Below are 15,576 nucleotides of genomic sequence, written 5' to 3' on the forward strand. Positions count from 1 at the left end.
TTCTTATCCGAGGTGGTTTTTATGTTATTCGCCTACTATCAAGAAACCCTTCTGGAACAGTGGATTCATACAAAATACTTAAATTACGGGATAATGTACCCCGGTGACTTGGATATCGAGCGAATTGCCGAGGTTTTTGGAGTAGAGCTCGTTTACGGCCCCCACCCCTCTTTTTGCGATAACGAAGAGAGAGTGATCTTTCTAAACCAGGATGCTGATCAGGTGACAGCCCGGGTTATCTTTTTCCATGAGCTGTGTCATGTACTGAGGCATGCCGGGGACCAGCGCAGGATGACCGAGCTTTTCAAAAACGCCCAGGAAACCGAAGCCGACCAATTTGTGCTATACGCTGCCATCCCGTTTTACATATTCGCCAAGCTGCCGATTCCCGACCAGCGAAACGAAGCGATCCCTTATCTGGCTGAAGTGTTTCAAGTTCCTCTGGAGCTCGCCGAGCAGCGGCTGGATCAAATCCAGCGACGAGTGCTGCATGGCAGTCTGATCGCGGCGGCGCTGGAGGCCGACCGCAGACAACAGCGACAAGCCGACGCAGCTTGGTCCAGCGAAACCCGCCGGGTCCTTTCTCAGTTGGAGCGACAGCTGGGGCAAAAAGGAGGGCGCTAATCTATGCGTATCGCCGCTTTTTGTGATTTTTACGACGACGGTCCCCGCCCTTTGCGGCTCATTATTCAGGCGGAGCCGGGAGAGCTGGATTGGTCCAGAACGCTTTATATTCCCGTATCTGGCCCGTTTCAGCCGTTTGAGGCAGAGGATTACAACGATTTGCCCGGGGCCTCCGTCCTTTTGGAGGACCTGGTAAGACCGAAGGATGCCGCCCTTGATAGCGACACGACCATCGGGATTCTGCTGCCGCAAATTGCAGACCGTCACCGTACCGAAATTCTGCAGCTTATGGTTCAAATGGATGATGTGGAGGAGGTGCTGAAATTCCAATCACCACTATTACATCGGCTTGTTTGATTTTCTGTTTGGGTACCCGCCACCCTATACTCCATCTTATGCTAGCATATCAGCGTTGGAGAATTGACGAATGTCTCAGATATCACTTCTTTTGTTTTAGACCTGTCGGTGATAAGGTAAACACATCCTTGATGTTGTAGGGAATGTTGTATGCGGCATCTCACCGGACAAACAGCTTTTGTCTGAACCTACAACAACCAATCTTTGAAATATACCAATGACTCAAGGCCGATGCTTCCCGTTGTAATAACGAGTTCCTTATTTGAATAGTCGTAGCTTTCACCCTGTCTTAGACATCGTTGTGATGGAGCAGTGATATCATAAGCAACATCACATCGCACGAGCAGTACCTCTTTGCATAGTTTGGGATTTGTTCGAGCCAATGACGGAAGTAGACTAGTGATTTGCGGGTAGACTTCAATTCTTAGCGTATTCTTCTGTGTCCTCAGAGCATAAATCAACTTGTAGGAGATATGCAGGAAGTGTTCTCCCGTATTGATTCTGATGCGGTATGGAATCTCTTTCTCCCACAGTCATTCTGACTCCATACAAGTGACAGATTCGTTTGTAGAATTCATTGAAGTAATCCCAATGAACGCCTATAAAGTCGATAACATTGCGGTCAATGGATATAGTGACCCCTTTCATGTGCCGCCCCCTCCGAATTTTTTGATGAATTTCGGGGGGCAGGTGGCTAGCCTTTAACACATGACCTTCCCGTTGTGGAATGTTCAGTTAAGTCTTTCAGGATAATAGTCGGGGCATCCTACCGATTAGTTGGGATCACATTTTTACAGGTTGCCTTTCCAATGTCCCTATCGTGATGAAACATTGTTCAGTTGCGATGGATTTTAAAGAAAACCGCATAAAACGAAGATAACAAAAAAACAAGCCAATCATGGTGGTATCTGACCATAATCGGCTGTTTGATATATCTGCATAGCGTTATTTAGGGTATAAAAGTAAAGCATTGACGTACGCACAACAAGTTCGAGAAATCTTTATATGGGTATTACATGGGTTAGATGTGTTATTATCGACTCATTCGTCACCCCCCCTCAAAAAAAGACCTTGAAAGGCACGAAGCCAATCAAGGTCTGATAATTATTGATTACTTTCCACAATTCCCCTCTTAATGTTTTCTAATCTAGTCCGAGATAGTCTTGTGTACTTTGTAATCGTGTCTATGTCAATTCCATCTGTAAGCATTGCTGTTGCAACCGCAATTTCTCCACTTAATTCTCCTATTGGTAAAGCGGCAGTCCATCCCTCATCCCTACCTGCCTCTCTATCAGATGTTACAGGAAATTCCTCACCGTCACTAATATCTAGATACCATTCCATTTCTTCAGGATAAGTTTTGTCAAAACCGATAATGCCTTCCCACTCCTGGCTATCTTGAAACCCTATTACCTTTTCACCTAAAAGTAAGTTAAACCGAGAAATCACAAATGGTGAAATTGTTGGTCTTGTCGGACCATGATAATGGAAATTTGTATCAATAGAAATTTTTTTCACACTTGCTCCTCCTTATTTATTTAATGAGGGATTAGGGACTTGAGTAAATTGACTAGATAAATTTGCAGCCTCTGTATCTGTAAGAACTTTCCCTCCAGGTGTATAAATACTAACATGGTAAGGATTGTTGGCAGTAGGTGTCGCAACCACTTTATATCCTACATCATTTAGTTTTCCAACTGATACTATAGATATCTGATTGTTTTTGAGACCGTTTGACAAGGTTTCGTTAGATACACCCATTCCTCCATTTGCAGACAGAGTATTATTTTTTGTATCTAATGCTTGATTTGCTTGTAGATCTTTAGGCTTTGCCACTCCACCTCGTAAAATAACAGCATCTCCAGGCAGTTCCGTACCTACTTTGAACGCTCCATTTGAACCAGGCGTTGCAAGACCAGTACTTCTCTGGGCTCCAACAGTTCCTGGATTACCCGTCCCCTTAGAACCAACATTCGCATATTCATTTTTGGTTAGGGTAACAGGTTCAGCTATGTTTCTACGTGGTCCTACTCTGAAACTTGAAGTCGCAGCATTTAAGCCAAACAGCATAAATGCTTGTTCTGTTTTAGGGTTTACAACTTCCTGGCGATACAAAATCTCTGCTTCAGAAATTGTTAAATCTTTAGTAGCAAAATCATATGCCATCTCAAGGCTGTCAATGGAAGAATTGACATTTAACTTTAGTTTTATCAGGTCTTTCTTCGATAGCTTTCCTCCACTACGTTCCATTGTTTTGGCCAGCATCAATGCTTGTTCTAATGTGACATCTTCGTTTGCAACTGAAACAACAAACTTATATTCCGGCTTAGTTACATTATACGATATATTTAGATTCGCACCGGACTTTTTAGTCTCGGCACTGTGATATGAGGTTACCGCCAAGTTAGTAACCCCTATGTTTGTGGTAGTAACCGTCTGACTTCCTGTTTCCCTTGTTTTCACATATGGTTCTGATTTTGTAGAAGTTGTTATCCCTGCACTCTTCAGCGCTTGGTTCCAATCCGAAACTGTAGCATATCCTTTAGCTGATATCCCCTTGTTTACAATACTAATTATCGTTGCTGCTTGAGCCTGAAGAGGGGTTACAATTCCTGTGTTATGTGCTGCTGCTGAATTTCTTATCGCATCTGCCTGTTTCGAAATTGCAGCTCTTTCATAGGCATTTGTAGCTTTGTAATACGAATTGGTCAATGCAATTATACTGGCTTGCGCTTGCACGTTTAATTTACTATCCCTCTGCTGCCAGTGTCCCGTCGGATCAGAATAAACAAGAGGATTATTGGACACATAGGTGTATAAATTGAGTGATAGTGGGTCGTTTAAGTTACCTTTGTAAGTATCCTCGCTTAAGAACCGCGCGATCTTCGGATCATAGTAACGAGCATTTAAGTAATATAATTGACTCTCCTCATCATATTGATACCCTGAATAGCGAACTGGGTTATTTACTGTACCCTCAGAAGACGCAATGTTTCCAAATGCATCATACTCATAGCTTGCTTTAGTATTTCCAGCATTATCAATAAGAGAGGTGACATCAGCATGACCGTTATACAGGTACATATATTGTTCTGTTCCAATGGTACGAGTAAGTAATGGACCACCATATACATTAAAAGCGATCTGCTTACCACGTTCATCAGTTTCTAGCACAACGTCGTTATTTTCATAAACATATTGAGTACTTTTGCCGTTTGCAATTTTTTTGGTTCGTAACCCTTCCCCATTGTATTGGTAAAGAGTTGTCCCACTGCCGGTGCTGCTGCTTTCTAATTGGTTCCATACATCATAATGATAAGAGGCAACACCAGAAACGATATCAGCAATACGCGGATTCTCGTTAGGCTGTCCATAGATAAACATCCCAAAAGTCGGCTCAATCGGGTTCTCCGGGTCAACTTTTTTCGTTGTTTCCGTACTTTTATTCAGCAGGTTGCCGTTATTGTCATAATGATAAGCTACCTTTTGCTTGGTACCTTCGATCGAATTTTGGCTTGTCGAGGTCAAACGGTTCTGTTCGTCATACTCATAGTTTATTACGGTTTTACTTGACCCGTTTACCAACTTTTCTCTTTCGCGATTTCCGGACGCATCAAAAGCATACGTTGTTATTTTCCCACTAGGTTCTGTGACAGATTGCAGGCGATTCAATGCATCGTAGGTATAGACGGTTTTCCCTTTATCCTCCCCTGCAATCATCTCAGTTTTCCGACGGAAGCCGCTCTTGATAGTGACACAACCATCGGCATTCTGCTGCCGCAAATTGCAGACCGACACCGTACCGAAATTCTGCAGCTTATGGTGCAAATGGATGATGTGGAGGAGGTGTTGAAATACGAGCGAGGACAAAAAACCGCCCGGAGCCAATCCGGACGGCAGTAAATCAAACCTGAACTATCGGAACCATCATTCCTATTGATGCGCTTCCCACATGCATTCCGTCAACTCAAACTCACTAAACACCGCATCAAATGAGGAATTTTCCGGGCTGCAGGCATACACGCCCATTTGAATATCTCCGCTACCCTCAAAAAGGTGAAAAATACGCATTTGCCGATACTCTATCCCATCAGAGGATGCTTCAATCAAAAAATCGCTCTCGCGGCGGCTTAGCCGGTAGTAAATCGACTTGACCTCCGCGCTGATATCCGTGGTGGCCCAATCGGAATATCCGTGATTCGTCACTACGCTACCCAGTCTTTGAAAAGTCTCATTTTCATATTCAATCGAAGCTTTAAACCAATTATCGCTATTCTGATATATCATCACTCCGCATTGATCAAACCGATTTGTACTGTTAAATTCCGTTTTGACCGTAAAGGTGAAGAATGGCTCCGAAATGTTTGTCAGCAAGGCGGGAGCGGAGTCATTTCTAAAACCGTAATAAGTGCGTTGCCAAAAATCGGTGTTCGGCTCGGTTTTTATTGTTATTTTATGTTCTTCCAGCGTAAAGTCCTTCGGTTCATGAATCCAAAACAGCTTATTTACATCAAACTTCAATTTGAGCCCTCCATCCTATCTGATTGTGTTTCTTGCTCTATTCAACAAACAAGATAACTTTCCTGCATTTTTCTGCTAAATTCCTGCTGCGGTTTCCTTTGCTGGATCGCCCTTCTCCTGCGCTTTTGTTACCGGCCAAAGAACGCGGCCGAATAAAATGCCCAGCAAACCGAGCAGGGCTATAGCTGCGCCAAAGCAGAAGAAGATTCGCTCAGGGCCGGCCATTTGTACAAAAAGTCCCCCAAGCAGCGGCGCTCCGATCATGACCACACCCAAGATGGTGGATTGGATGCCAAATACGCGGCCGACCATGGAGGAGGGCGTCTCTTTTTGCAAACAATAATTAAACGTAACCATAAACAAACCATTGCCGAGACCTAAAATGAACCCAAGCAGCAAAATCGGAAGTACGGAAACGCCATGCGGCAGTAAACCAAGGGCTCCCACCGGAACGCCAATTAAGGCATAGCCCATGCCAAACTTCCAGCCGTAGCCTATCGTTCTTTTTATTTTGTTCAGTGCCATAATCATGAGTATGGCTCCCGCCCCGGATGCCGCGACCATCCAACCCAGGTAAGACTCCTGGTTCGGGGAAATCGTTCGAAACAGGCTGGTAAATTGAAAATCGATCATCTGGATGACTAGTGCTCCGATTAAGCCAAACCCCATCGTCGCCAGCAGCAGACGGCTTTGCAGGAGAAGGCCCCAGCCCTCCCTCCACATGGTCCGCAGAGGAATTTTGTTTTCCGACGAAGTCTCTGACGGATGGCCCTTTTCCTTAACCGCCTCAATCGCCCTGTCGGTGCCTGCTGTCTCCGCATTTCTTACCGTCAGCAGCAGGAAGTACGAGCCCATGCGAAAAAAAACATTCAGCAAAATGCACCACTGCGGCGATAGCACGGACAAGGCAAGTCCACCCAGTAAGGGACCGGCAATCTTGGAGCCCTGGTTGACGATGCCGTTCCACGAAGTAGCCTGAAGGAGCTGATCCTCCCTCACAATGCTGCGCGTCAATGACTGCTGGGCCGGTACGATAAAGGTAGAGAGAACCGCACGAAGCATCAGCAGCGGCAGCAGCCACAGCATACTCGGGGCAAATATGACCAGTAAGGTTAGAAGCGCCGTGAGCAAATCACAGATACGCATAAGCTTTAGCTTGTTTAGCCGATCTGCGGCGACCCCCGCAAACGATCCGAGCAGGACGCTTGGCAAAGCGTTGACCACCGGGATTAGCGCCAGCATTAAGGGGCTCACCTGCCAGCGGTACCCCACAAGCACTTGAATCGCTAAGGTGTCGAACCAGTCGCCGAAGGTAGCTGCGGCATAAGCGCAGTAGACCCGCGTGTATATTTTGTTGCGGAAAAGGCTGGTTTTCGTGAGGGGTTGCGATTGTGATAAGGTCGTCATTTCGTTCAATCCTCCAAATTCATTCAAATCATGCAGCTCATGAAATGAATGTACCGAAAGAATGTCAGAGAATGATCAGAGGCGATTCAGTCCTTTTTGGATAAGTGCATTCATCTGTGGAATTAGCTTGTTCAAACCAAGCCGCTCCAGTTCATCGTCATACAGGTTCGCATACTTTTCGCGGATTCGCTCCTTCGGAGGGAACAGCTCGCAAAAATGATTAATCCGATAAAGGGCATACAGATACATCGGAACAAACCCGGAGTTCTCCAGTACCTGGAGTCCTTCATCCAGCAGGTTTTCCGCATCATACCAAGCCTCTTGCCGGAGTCTCCAAAGCCCCTTCACGATTTTGTAGTTTCCGTTTTCCCGAAGAAAAGGCTTCGCCGGCAAAATTTTGCCTTCAATCTCATCAGCCATACTTTGCAGCATCCGTTCCTCTGAACCAGCTACAAGATGTACAAATAACTCGGTTATCTTCGTTTGCGGGATGAAGTTTTCATACTCCGGATCTGTGAGCACGTGGTAACTCAGCTTTAAGCGTTCCAGCGCTTTTTCCGGCATACCGGCCAAGGCATATAAATCCAAAATGTTCAAAATCTCCATTTCTCTATGCTGTACCGGCGACAATAGCTTCTTCTCAAGCACTTGCTCACAAATGACCAGCTTATCTTTGGGATCACCAGAGAACATATAGAACAACAGGGCCCAATAAAAACGCTCTTGCAGCGGAACGTTATCCGTTTGGAGCAGCCACTGCAAATCTCCCTGCACAAAATGAACATAAGAGGAATAAAAACTGTCCAGCTTATATCCGAGCGTATCCTGCTCCCGAGCCAGAACCATCATCGAACGGCCTTGGCCGTACAGGTGATATTTTCGGAGGATGTCGTGCATGCTGTCATGGACCTCTATGTCCTGAGATGTGGGAAAATATTCCTCCGAATCCCTCGGCGCCAAGCCGTACCCGCTCCCCCGGACTGTTTTGATCTCTACCCCGCTAAACAGGGCTAGCTTCTTACGCAGTCTGTAGATATGGTCATCTACGGTTCGCTCCACCGGATATTCCAGCGGCCAAACCTGATCCAGCAGCTGCTCCCTGGTAAAATAATGACCTCGATTACGGTAAAGAAACTGGAAAAGGGCAAATTCCTTAGGCAGCAACTGCACTGTAACGCCATCCATACTCACTTTTAACTCGTTCTTGTTAATATCAAGCCGCATCCGGAACCTCTTTCCCATGAACAAGCTTCATGCTCCATCGTTACTATGTATTTTAAAACACAAAAAAATAAACCTCCAGACAAAAGGAGGCGAATAGAGCAATATTAATCCTTGATGATTTGGTACAATTTTAGCAAGTCCTCTTTCCCTAAAATTTTCGGCACGGGGTAGAGGGGATTCGCTTCCTTAAGCGCGCGGTCAACCATCAATGGAATATCTTCTTCCACGATGACGCCGCTTACTTTTGCAGGAATGTGCATCGCCTTATTAAGGTCCTTGATCCACTTTATAAATTTCTTCGCCTTGATTTCTACAGAATCGGATGCCTGAGTGACACCGATCAAATCGGCTAACTCCGCCAATGGCTTGTAAACCGATTTTCCGTAATACTCCAGGACATGCGGTAAAATAATCGCGTTTGCCTGACCATGAGGAACGTTGTAAAATCCCCCCAGCGTATGGGCAATGGCATGGACGTAACCAACATAGGCCCGCGTAAACGTAATGCCCCCCAAGTAGGAAGCCTTTTGCATGTTTTTTCGCGCGTTCTTATTCGTCCCGTTGGAGTATGCCTCAAATAAATTTTCGAAAATCAGACTTATGGCCTCACGGCTGCACCTAATCGTCTCCTTGGTGTTGCTTCTGCCAATATAAGCCTCCACCGCATGGGTTAGCGCATCCATCCCAGTCGTTGCCGTTATGTGTGGCGGAAGCCCCATCGTAAGCGCCGGATCCAGCACAGCATATTGCGGAATCAATACGGTGTCATTAATGGCAAACTTCTCATGCGTCTTGCTGTTGGAAATGACGGATACCACGGTCGCTTCACTTCCCGTTCCCGAGGTGGTCGGAATCGCAAATAAAGACGGGATCGCCTTTCTGATTTTGAGCTGTCCCTTCATTTGCGGGATCGTCTTGTGAGGTCTAGCTACACGTGCCCCTACCCCCTTCGCGCAATCCATCGGCGAGCCGCCGCCAAAGGCGATAATTCCTTCGCAGCGGTTGGCATGGTATAGATGGAGCGCCTCCTCGACATTTTCAATTGTGGGGTTTGGAACGGTTTGATCGTACACTACATAGCTCACTCCAGCGGCCGTTAGACCGTGAAGTAGTCCATCCATTAAACCGAGCTTCACAATGCCTTGATCCGTTACGATCAGCACATGGTTCAAGCCTTTTCTTCTAATCAATGCTGGCAGCTTACTTAGGCTATGCTCGCCCTCTAACAATTCCGGTTTACGCCATGGAAGAAAATGAGCGGCTATTTTGTAAGTGAGTTGATACATCCGGCAATACACGTGGTACATACCTTGCCCCCCTTTGGTCACTCATCTCATCAGGCCTGAATGAATGCGTTTTCAATAAAGATTATAGTTAAAATTCGCATTATTTCAAATTTAAATTTATTAACTCTCCCCGGTTGACAGCCATTTTGCGTTAGTATAATATGTAACTTGCTGTGACGTTACATTTATTTACTTTCTCGTATAACCCTGTATTCGGCGATAAGCCAAGGACGGGGGTTTCTACAGGGAGCCTTTACTTCCTAACTACGATGACAAGGAATGCAACCCATTCCTATCACGTGGTTAGGATTTTTTGCGTTAAGGGAAAAAAAGCTATAGTGCTATACAGGAGGATGTTCTATGAAGTATTGGATCTCAGTTTTAGCAGGAGCCATGAGTTACGGCATACTGTCAACTATTGTTGTACTGTCTTACGGTGAGGGGTATCAATTAGGGGAAATCGTGGGTGCGCAGCTGTTGGTCGGCTTTATTTTTTCATGGTTAACCGCGATTTACACAAAACGCAAGGAGCTGCGTGAAAAAAGAAAGCAGTCAATTAGTTTTGACGCTGCCACTACGTACCATAGGCTAACTTGGAAGCAAAGAATATTACTAATGCTAGCGGGCACTCCTACGGTTGTCACGGGTCTACTATATTATCAATCTCTTCAGTATATACCTGCCTCGCTGGCGATTATTTTATTGTTTCAGTTCACATGGATCAGCTCGGTGATCCATGCGGTGAGCAATCGACAGCGGCCTAATAAAATTATGCTGCTAACCCTGTTTGTCCTGTTTATAGGTACGCTGCTGGCAGCTGGTTTAAACGGCCAGGCAGCGGCAAACATCAATCGAATGGGCCTCATATTCGGACTTCTTTCCGCGGTAAGTTATTCCATGTTTCTGTTATTTAGCGGAAAAGCGGTGCCTTCCGCCCATCCTGCCTATCGAAGCGCCTGGATGGTTACGGGCGGATTTATCCTGCTGATCGTATTATTCCCGCCGCATTTCTTGTTTAATGGCATGCTCGGGGGGCCGTTGCTTATCTACGGACTTTTACTAGGCCTGTTTGGAGCATTTATCCCGCCTCTGCTGTTTGCCATCGGGATTCCTCATATCGGGGAAGCCATGGGCGGAATTTTGGGGGCGGCCGAATTGCCGGTTGCCGTACTTCTTTCCTCCATTGTCCTTCATGAAAGTGTTGGCATGGTGCAATGGTTCGGCGTTGCGTTAATCCTGGTAGGAGTCACTCTTCCTGAGATGTATAAGATAGGAAAAAGAAAAAGGGGCTACTATCAAAATAGCAGAAGCTTGCAAGCAAAAAACTGAGGAGCCAGATCAAAGCCCCTCAGTTTCATTACTTGCTATCCGTCAATGAGCCCGGATTGCTGCAGCATCCGATGAAGGAGTACGGTGGTCTCGGCCCGGGATAATAAATTTTGCGGACGGAGTTCGTTTCCGTATCCCTTTACCAATCCTTCATAGATCGCCGTCCTCATCGCCGCTCTTGCCCAGTCGCTAATTTGAGCGCTGTCTGTATAGGTGCTTAAATCAGCTTGACCTTCCGTTTGATTAGCTTCCAAAGAAGCTTCCTTAATCATCCGCTGGGCGCGAATCATTGTTGCGATGGCTTCCTGACGCGTTATCTTGTCATTAGGTCCAAATGTCCCATTTGCCAAGCCCTCCATGATGCCGTAGGCTTGAACCGCACTGATCGCACCGCTGTACCAGTCGGAGGCTTTTACATCTTTAGAGGGAGCAGTAGTTTCCCCTTCCGGCAAGCCGAGAGCTCTGGCAAGCATGGCAGCGAATTCCGCACGAGTCATCACCATTTGAGGGTCAAATTGCTGGTTATCGGTGCCTTTTACTATCATTCTGCTGCTCATATCCGCTATTTTGGCTGCGGCCCAGTGGCCCTGAATATCAGAAAATGGTACAGGAGGCTTGAACGCCAGGAAATAGGTTTGGTTTGTCGCAAGACTCTGAATAATAATTGCCGGTCGCCCGTCCACTTGGGTGAATTTCGTTGGAGCCGGACGCAGCCCCAGCTTCTCATCCCAGCTTGCAGCCGTAGAAACCGTACCGATAAAGTCCTTAGGCAGGTAAATAACCTTTTCAACAAAGCGGTTGAGTTTGGTTATGACCTTACTCTCACCTTGTCTTGTCACTTGCAACTCAAAATGGAGCGGATCCGTCACCAGCTGCAAGCCTTCCTTGCTTGCAGCAGCCTGCAAACCGGGTGCGTTATTTTTACGAATGGTGATCGTCATATGATCCTGCTCTGTCCAATCGGTCCCCTGGTCCATAACTTCTGCCAGTGGCAGGCGATATTGTCCATGCTGCGTTCTCATAATAACATCAGCTTTTTTGCTAGAGAGAAGTGCGACAGCATCACCAGCGAGCTGCAAATCCACTTGGTCCGCCTGATCCTCCGCCGAAATGGACAGAGTTGCTGACGTCCCGGAAACCGTATTGTTCACCTTACTCAGCGTGCTCTTATTCAATAGAATTCGGATAGATTTGCCCCCATGATCATTGACCGTATAAGTGGCAACTCCGGATATTTTCATATTATTGATCTGAATTTTAGGCGTGTCGGCATGGTTTACAACCGCCGTATCAGACCCTGAATAGCTTGAAGATGTACCTCCCTGGGAAGGGATGTTTGAGCCTGGGTTCGAGCTGGCATTGGCGCGAAGCACGGTAAGCTTATACGTTTTGAGATTGCCGTTCTGCGCTTTTACGACGACCTCAAATTTGTTCTGGCCGACAGCCAGCGCATATTCCTCCGTCTGCTTTCCTTTCACTACCGGAACCCCGTTTACGGAAATCACCGCGTAGGCATCGGAGGTATCCAGCAGCATTTTTAGTGCCTTAACCGCATGCTCAACTGTAATGGAATATTCGGTTACGGCCGGTTTAAACGGGATTTTTGCCGTACCGCCCGAACCGGTAAGCTGCCAGTTGCTTAGGCTTGCATCCCCGCTCATAGGAACAATGTTTTGAATGTCGATAGAGCGGACATTTTTGTTCCCGGCCATATCAGCCACGTACACGGAATAAACCCCGTTCTCTTGAACGGTAAAATGGTCCGTGAACTCTGTGCCTTCCAAATCAAAATCCAAGACAGAGCGGTTTCCCGCAGCCCACTTCATCTTGGCTATGCTATTGAATTGACCGTAAACCGATGCCGTAGCTGTCACGTTCACGCTTTCAAACGTCGGTCCGGCGGGATCCGCTAACAGTTCGATACTAGGTGGCTGGTTGTAAGAGAATGTAAGTGTTACCTTCTGATCTAAGGTCGTACCGCTTGCTTCCTCCGTTGCTGAATATGTGATATTCTCTGCCGCAACATTGCTTACCGAAAATACAGCAAGCCCATTCTCGGCGGTTGTTCCATATACATTATCGATTACGGAGCTTCCCTCGCTCGCTTGAAGCATTACGCGTTTGCCGGCCAGCGTGTGGTCATAGCCGTCCTTCAAGATTACGGAGATGGACGCCTTACTGATGCCATCAGCCCGGACTACCATATCACTCGCCGTAATAGTTGACTTGGACGAACTTACTGTTCCGGGCAAAAGTTGAACGTTCACTGTCGATTCCAGCGGACTTCCATCAACGCTCGCGGTAATCTTTGCGGAGCCTAATGTCGTTGGCGCTGTCAGCGTCGCCGTGTAGCTCCCGTTCCCTTGGTCGGTAACATCGCTCACCTTCCCCAGCGTCGAGCTGATCGCTACCTTTTCCCCGCCGCTCGTCAATGCATTACCTTGAGCATCTTTCAATTTCACCGTGATCATAGCCTGGCTTGTCCCATCCGCTACCAGCGTCGATTTGTCCACTGCCACTGTACTGTTCGTCAGCGACACCGCTCCGGGCACAAACTTCACACTCACTGTGCTGCTTAACGGGGTGCCGCCTACGCTTGCTCCAATCGTCGCCGTTCCCGCCGTCTTCGGCGCCGTTAACGTCGCCGTGTAGCTGCCATCCACGTGGTCGGCGACCTCGCTCACCGCACCCAGCGTCGAGGTGATCGTCACCTTTTCCCCTCCGCTCGTCAGTGCATTGCCTTGAGCGTCTTTCAATTTCACCGTGATCACGGCCTGGCTTGTCCCGTCCGCTGTCAGCGTCGCTTTGTCTACTGTCACGGTACTGTTCGTCAGTGACACCGCTCCGGGCACAAACTGTACGCTTGCTGTACTGCTTAACGAACTGCCGCCTACACCAGCGCTGATCGTTGCTGTTCCTATCATCTTCGGCGCCGTTAAGGTCGCCGTGTAGCTCCCGTCTCTGTGATCGGTGACCTCGCTCACCGCACCCAGCGTCGAGGCGATCGTCACCTTTTCCCCGCCGCTCGTCAATGCATTGCCTTGAGCATCTTTCAATTTCACAGTGATCACGGCCTGGCTTGTTCCATCCGCTATCAGCGTTGCTTTGTCTAACTCCACGGTACTGTTCGTCAGTGACACCGCTCCGGGCACAAACTGTACGCTCAATGTGCTACTTAACGGGGTGCCGCCTACGCTGGCCCCAATCGTCGCCGTTCCCGTCGTCTTCGGCGCCGTTAAGGTCGCCGTGTAGCTCCCGTTCCCTTGGTCGGTAACATCGCTCACCTTACCCAGCGTCGAGCTGATCGCTACCTTTTCCCCGCCGCTCGTCAGTGCATTGCCTTGGGCGTCTTTCAATTTCACCGTGATCACGGCCTGGCTTGTCCCGTCCGCTGTCAGACTGGATGCATCACTAGATAGTTCACTTTCATCCATAGAAAGGGAATGATCCGGAACCATGTAAGTTCTGAAAGAAAAGTCTCTCCCAAAACCGGATGAAGATCCTCTTGGATATACGTCACTGCTACTCATGTACCACCCAAAGCCAGTCAAATCGTCTCCATGCTCCGTTGAAACAACCATTCTGTACATCGTATTCTTCTTCAGATACGGTCCATTCTCGGTAAAATCCACCATGACCCAACCAGACTGATACCCTGTACCCGAGCTTCCAGTAGCAAGCGGTGTCGATTGATCGCTTTCCCGATAAATACTTACCTTGATGGCCCCGGGTGAACCGTATGTATCAGATAGGTTGAGTTCTATTCCGTTGAGTTTTCCCGTAATCGACGGTGTAAAAGTCTGATAATGGGGCCTCGTTTTATTTGTCCAAACATTCCCGTACTTCGCAGGCTGATCTTGATCGAGGACAGCAGTTTCTTCAGCGGATACACCTCCGACCGGTAATCCAAAAGCAATCACAAATATAAGAAGTGCAGCAATCCATTTCTTGTCTATTTTTAATACTTTCATCCCTAGTTCAATCTCCATTCGCTTCGATGTCATATCCGCCGACTGCATGATCTTCTTCTACCCTTGTTCCCCCCTAATTAAGCGGCAAAAGTGTAGCAAGTCCCAGCAACCAAGGCCGCCACAAAAAAGATGCCGAAATACCAGAGCCAAAATTTCAGGCGCATGTTCGCCCCCTCATCCCACCACAATTTTACGAAGATCACTACCCCTAATAGCATGACGCTAAAGAAAGCAATCAAAAAATCGCCCATTTTTCTCCACCTAATCCTTTCAAAGCCCTTCAAATTTTCATTAATTCATTCATTAAAAATAAAGTAAACCCACTTTTTTCTCCATACCTCCAAAGGAGTATCTTTACAAAATTCCCCGCTGAACCGGGGGATATCTACCTCAAAAGGGGTATGGAGTTTTCTAGCGCAGCGCTTTATGATAATAACGATATTCATATGAAAATAATTGTAATTTGGTTCCCTCAAGAAAGGAGACTCCTATGTTAGCCAGTCAAACTGTAACTGAGACCCGCGGAAACCGGGCTTCTCTCGTGATAAACATCGTCAGCCACAGCCTGTACCTCTTATCGCTACCCGTTATTTATTTTGTGTCCATGTTCTCCGTCATGCTGTTCGACGCCCCGGGTTCCGAGCATTATTGGCCGGCCTTGGTGTTTTATTACGCTTTAAAATGCTATCCCTACATCACCATTGTGATGATCGCTTTAGCATGGATTTTGTTTATAAAAAGGCAATACCGCTGGACTTATATGCTTAACGCCGTTCCCATCGTTTTCATGCTGCTCGGGACCTTGCCTTTTGTGATTCTCAGCGAATAAGTATTGGGCCAAATTTGAAAATTTAAAT

The 15,576-nt window shown here is 47.1% G+C and carries 13 protein-coding genes and 1 riboswitch; of the genes, 5 read left to right on the forward strand and 8 right to left on the reverse strand.

Annotated elements, in window-relative coordinates:
* Positions 1–21 precede the first annotated feature (21 nt).
* Positions 22–624 carry an ImmA/IrrE family metallo-endopeptidase gene (locus ACFQ3W_RS11440; protein ID WP_379319363.1) on the forward strand — a complete coding sequence of 201 codons (603 nt, stop codon included), beginning with the start codon at positions 22–24 and terminating at the stop codon, positions 622–624.
* Positions 625–627: 3 nt separating this feature from the next.
* Positions 628–981, forward strand: a complete 354-nt coding sequence (locus ACFQ3W_RS11445; RefSeq protein ID WP_379319364.1) for a hypothetical protein — start codon at positions 628–630, stop codon at positions 979–981.
* 1,104 nt (positions 982–2,085) lie between these two features.
* Here ACFQ3W_RS11445 and ACFQ3W_RS11450 read toward each other — a convergent pair.
* Together ACFQ3W_RS11450 and ACFQ3W_RS11455 are read right to left on the reverse strand one after the other, a co-directional pair.
* Entirely contained in the window at positions 2,086–2,499 is a 414-nt protein-coding gene (locus ACFQ3W_RS11450; RefSeq protein WP_379319365.1) for a hypothetical protein, read from the reverse strand.
* Between the two features lie 12 nt (positions 2,500–2,511).
* Positions 2,512–4,653, reverse strand: a complete 2,142-nt coding sequence (locus tag ACFQ3W_RS11455) for an RHS repeat domain-containing protein (protein ID WP_379319366.1) — start codon at positions 4,651–4,653, stop codon at positions 2,512–2,514.
* On the opposite strand from ACFQ3W_RS11455, the gene ACFQ3W_RS11460 reads away from it, so the two are divergent.
* The gene (locus ACFQ3W_RS11460) at positions 4,639–4,884 is read left to right on the forward strand and encodes a hypothetical protein (protein WP_379319367.1); all 246 of its coding nucleotides are present in this window, start codon (positions 4,639–4,641) and stop codon (positions 4,882–4,884) included. The genes ACFQ3W_RS11455 and ACFQ3W_RS11460 overlap by 15 nt on opposite strands.
* A 30-nt stretch (positions 4,885–4,914) precedes the next feature.
* Here the strand turns inward: ACFQ3W_RS11460 and ACFQ3W_RS11465 are convergent, their stop codons facing one another.
* The 4 genes from ACFQ3W_RS11465 to ACFQ3W_RS11480 form a co-directional block, all read right to left on the reverse strand.
* Positions 4,915–5,502, reverse strand: a complete 588-nt coding sequence (locus tag ACFQ3W_RS11465) for a DUF1349 domain-containing protein (RefSeq protein WP_379319368.1) — start codon at positions 5,500–5,502, stop codon at positions 4,915–4,917.
* A gap of 75 nt (positions 5,503–5,577) precedes the next feature.
* Complete coding sequence (locus tag ACFQ3W_RS11470) at positions 5,578–6,909, reverse strand: MFS transporter (RefSeq protein WP_379319369.1); 1,332 nt, start codon at positions 6,907–6,909, stop codon at positions 5,578–5,580.
* A 75-nt stretch (positions 6,910–6,984) separates the two neighbouring features.
* Entirely contained in the window at positions 6,985–8,151 is a 1,167-nt protein-coding gene (locus tag ACFQ3W_RS11475) for a winged helix-turn-helix domain-containing protein (RefSeq protein WP_379319370.1), read from the reverse strand.
* 86 nt (positions 8,152–8,237) lie between these two features.
* Complete coding sequence (locus ACFQ3W_RS11480; protein WP_379319371.1) at positions 8,238–9,440, reverse strand: iron-containing alcohol dehydrogenase; 1,203 nt, start codon at positions 9,438–9,440, stop codon at positions 8,238–8,240.
* Between the two features lie 156 nt (positions 9,441–9,596).
* Positions 9,597–9,706: riboswitch (purine riboswitch) on the forward strand.
* A gap of 73 nt (positions 9,707–9,779) precedes the next feature.
* Here ACFQ3W_RS11480 and ACFQ3W_RS11485 point away from each other — a divergent pair.
* Positions 9,780–10,748, forward strand: a complete 969-nt coding sequence (locus ACFQ3W_RS11485) for an EamA family transporter (RefSeq protein ID WP_379319372.1) — start codon at positions 9,780–9,782, stop codon at positions 10,746–10,748.
* A 35-nt stretch (positions 10,749–10,783) separates the two neighbouring features.
* On the opposite strand, the gene ACFQ3W_RS11490 is transcribed toward ACFQ3W_RS11485, so the two are convergent.
* Together ACFQ3W_RS11490 and ACFQ3W_RS11495 are read right to left on the reverse strand one after the other, a co-directional pair.
* On the reverse strand, positions 10,784–14,737 hold the full coding sequence (locus ACFQ3W_RS11490; protein ID WP_379319373.1) for an invasin domain 3-containing protein: 3,954 nt from the start codon (positions 14,735–14,737) through the stop codon (positions 10,784–10,786).
* A gap of 59 nt (positions 14,738–14,796) precedes the next feature.
* The gene (locus ACFQ3W_RS11495; RefSeq protein ID WP_379319374.1) at positions 14,797–14,970 is read right to left on the reverse strand and encodes a hypothetical protein; all 174 of its coding nucleotides are present in this window, start codon (positions 14,968–14,970) and stop codon (positions 14,797–14,799) included.
* Positions 14,971–15,209: 239 nt separating this feature from the next.
* On the opposite strand from ACFQ3W_RS11495, the gene ACFQ3W_RS11500 reads away from it, so the two are divergent.
* Positions 15,210–15,548, forward strand: a complete 339-nt coding sequence (locus tag ACFQ3W_RS11500) for a hypothetical protein (RefSeq protein ID WP_379319375.1) — start codon at positions 15,210–15,212, stop codon at positions 15,546–15,548.
* The last annotated feature ends 28 nt before the right edge of the window (positions 15,549–15,576 follow it).

Source organism: Paenibacillus puldeungensis, assembly GCF_042678945.1.
GTDB lineage: Bacteria > Bacillota > Bacilli > Paenibacillales > Paenibacillaceae > Fontibacillus > Fontibacillus puldeungensis.

Bases quoted from the DNA above. Each gene is read 5' to 3' on its own strand.
- ACFQ3W_RS11485 (WP_379319372.1), top strand. From the start codon at position 9,780: ATGAAGTATTGGATCTCAGTTTTAGCAGGAGCCATGAGTTACGGCATA.
- ACFQ3W_RS11440 (WP_379319363.1), top strand. From the start codon at position 22: ATGTTATTCGCCTACTATCAAGAAACCCTTCTGGAACAGTGGATTCAT.
- ACFQ3W_RS11490 (WP_379319373.1), bottom strand. From the start codon at position 14,737: ATGGAGATTGAACTAGGGATGAAAGTATTAAAAATAGACAAGAAATGG.
- ACFQ3W_RS11470 (WP_379319369.1), bottom strand. From the start codon at position 6,909: ATGACGACCTTATCACAATCGCAACCCCTCACGAAAACCAGCCTTTTC.
- ACFQ3W_RS11480 (WP_379319371.1), bottom strand. From the start codon at position 9,440: ATGTACCACGTGTATTGCCGGATGTATCAACTCACTTACAAAATAGCC.
- ACFQ3W_RS11500 (WP_379319375.1), top strand. From the start codon at position 15,210: ATGTTAGCCAGTCAAACTGTAACTGAGACCCGCGGAAACCGGGCTTCT.
- ACFQ3W_RS11495 (WP_379319374.1), bottom strand. From the start codon at position 14,970: ATGGGCGATTTTTTGATTGCTTTCTTTAGCGTCATGCTATTAGGGGTA.
- ACFQ3W_RS11475 (WP_379319370.1), bottom strand. From the start codon at position 8,151: ATGGGAAAGAGGTTCCGGATGCGGCTTGATATTAACAAGAACGAGTTA.
- ACFQ3W_RS11445 (WP_379319364.1), top strand. From the start codon at position 628: ATGCGTATCGCCGCTTTTTGTGATTTTTACGACGACGGTCCCCGCCCT.